Genomic DNA, 2079 nt, shown 5'->3' on the forward strand with positions numbered 1-2079 from the left:
CACGAAACCCAGACGCTCGAGATCCGGCGCAGAGAATCGGGGTGCCCGCACATCGCGAAACACGAAGAGATGAATCCGCACATCGTCATTGAGCGAGCAACGCACCTGGATGCTGTCGCCGTGGCCGACTTCGAGGTAGTGGCGCCGATAGTGCTCACCTTCAAACCATTCGGCGGGCATCGCCTCGAAGAGCAGGTTGGCGCAGAACGGCTCGTTCCCTGAGGCGGCCACGACATGTGACGAGTCGACATGCCCGGACCAAAGCGTGTCGTACTGCTCCTGCACCGAGGCGACCATCGCCGGTACCGGATTCAGGAGCCGGACCAGCCGTGGACGCCAGCCAAACAAAGGATCCTTTGGCGCCAGCGAAGGCAATCGCACAACGACGGCCCAAAGCGCATTCTGCGCCTCGACCATCGCACAGAGCGTGGTTAGGAGATGCGACAGCGCGACGTCGCCATCACCTGCAGAGAATTCGGCCAGCCGATCCCAGAGTGCATAGACGTCATCGTGGACCAGTGGATTGGTGGAATCCGCGAATGAAAGCATGTCGTCCCCGAGAAAAAAGTGCGGATCACCGATCTTCGGTGAGCATGAGCGTATCACCTTTTCAGGTAGTACCCAAGCGCATCCCGGTGCTCGATACTGATTCGCCGCTCACAGCCTCGACAGTCATCACCTGGAACCAGGCAGCACGGGCACTCGATGTTTCCAGGCGCGTCGACACCCCGCACACGCGAGACACGGCCGCCGCCCGCTACGTGGTCGCGCTAATCCGCCCGCACGCTAGTTGCGGTGACGAAAGGAGCCGTGATGAATGCAAATCTGGATCCCACAGACGCGAGTGCAATCACACCTTCTTGCGCCTTGCAGGGCGCGGCCGCTATCGCTGCATTTGCCTCGAACGCTCTGCTGTGTCGCGTCGCGCTATTCAGCAACAGCATCGACGCAGCTACGTTTTCCGACATCCGGCTGCTGGCCGGAGGTACGACCTTGCTGGTCGCGACGAAACTGAGCCCGGAACTTGTTCGGCAGTCCAGTCCTGACTGGGTTTCGGCAACCGCGCTAGGCACTTTCATGATCCTGTTCTCGTTGTCCTATCTATCCCTTGGCGTCAGCACCGGTGCGCTTGTCCTGTTCGGGACGGTACAACTGACGATATTGATTGCCTGTCTCCTCAAAGGCGAACGCTTCCACCGAGTGGCGCTAGTTGGGTATCTGGTGGCTATTGCCGGACTTCTATGCCTGACAGTACCTGGCGCCGGCGTTCCGGGATTGTCTGGTCTGCTTATGATGGTCGGGGCGGGCGCTGCATGGGGGCTCTATACCTTGCGAGGCAAACGCATCGTGAGTCCACTATCATCAACGACAGGAAACTTCCTTCGGGCGACACCGATCTGCATCGTCTTAGGATTGATCCTTCACGGCCCTGCACATGCGAGCGCAACCGGAGTTGTCCTCGCTGTGGCTTCTGGCGCCGTGACATCAGCAATTGGCTTTGTAGTGTGGAGCTCGACGATCCGAAGACTGCCGCCAATGTCCGCGGCCGCCATCCAACTCCTGGTGCCGCCCGTTGCAGCGCTCGGTGGCGTTTTCTTCCTGCATGAACCCGTGAGCACGCGTCTCGCGTTCAGTTTTGTTGCCGTCCTTGTTGGCATTTCGCTGACGGCTTCGGCCGGCGCCAGACACAACGGCAAACCTCAATAGGCGCGCGGCCTGGGCGCGGAAGACGCGTCCTGCTGTTTTCGTTACCATAGACTCCCAGCGTCCGGGTTCGAACATGGAGCGGCCGTTCGTTTGATCGACTCGCCAGTGTCGGCTTCGGGTCGATGGATAGGGGTAGGAAACGGCGATCGCCGTCCCCTCCCTCCGAACCCGGTGTGCGGTTTTCCCGCGACGGGCTCTCCAGTCAGTTGTTTCCACATCGGGATTGGCGCGCCAATCGAAGGGCCTCAGACATCGTGAACAGCCCAAGATCAGCGAAGAAGGCATTTGGCCATCGGGTGTGATCGCGAAGGCATCGACCCTGACCCGGACGGTGAAGCTGTCGACGCAGGATCGCTCGTAGGCGGCGACGAA

General features: G+C 60.4%; 2 protein-coding genes. One reads left to right on the forward strand and one right to left on the reverse strand.

All coding sequences use genetic code 11. The features are described 5' to 3' along the window. Positions 1-549, reverse strand: a 549-nt coding sequence (locus M3I56_RS40385) for a LuxR family transcriptional regulator (RefSeq protein WP_254358627.1), incomplete at its 3' end; no start/stop codon positions are given. A gap of 264 nt (positions 550-813) precedes the next feature. Between M3I56_RS40385 and M3I56_RS40390 the strand changes: the two genes are divergently transcribed. Continuing rightward, positions 814-1707: a DMT family transporter gene (locus M3I56_RS40390; protein ID WP_254343090.1), complete on the forward strand. Its 894-nt coding sequence runs from the start codon at positions 814-816 to the stop codon at positions 1705-1707. Positions 1708-2079: the final 372 nt, after the last annotated feature.

It is taken from the genome of Paraburkholderia sp. CNPSo 3281 (genome assembly GCF_024206515.1).
GTDB classification, from domain to species: Bacteria; Pseudomonadota; Gammaproteobacteria; order Burkholderiales; family Burkholderiaceae; genus Paraburkholderia; species Paraburkholderia nodosa.